The organism is Paraburkholderia sp. BR13439 (genome assembly GCF_040948805.1).
Taxonomy (GTDB): Bacteria; Pseudomonadota; Gammaproteobacteria; order Burkholderiales; family Burkholderiaceae; genus Paraburkholderia; species Paraburkholderia youngii.
The window spans coordinates 1-210 of sequence record NZ_JBFPKN010000249.1; the positions used below are offsets into that span (position 1 = coordinate 1).

General features: G+C 61.0%; 1 protein-coding gene. It reads left to right on the forward strand.

All coding sequences use genetic code 11. The annotated features are described in order from the left end of the window. Positions 1-210, forward strand: a 210-nt coding sequence (locus tag AB3X96_RS43065; protein ID WP_368594475.1) for a transposase, incomplete at both ends; no start/stop codon positions are given.

The following is a 210-nucleotide window of genomic DNA, read 5'->3' on the forward strand; positions in this document are numbered from 1 at the left end:
TCGCCGACAGCCGTGCAGGCGAGCATGCCCGCGCGTTCCTCGCTGGCTGGCAGGGCAAACTGGTATGCGACGACTACAGTGGTTACAAGGCTGGATTCCAGCAGGGCATCACTGAAATTGGATGTGCTGCGCACGCGAGACGCAAGTTCTTCGATCTGCACGCCAATCACAGCAGTCAGATCGCTGCGCAGGCGCTGCCGTTCTTCGCTG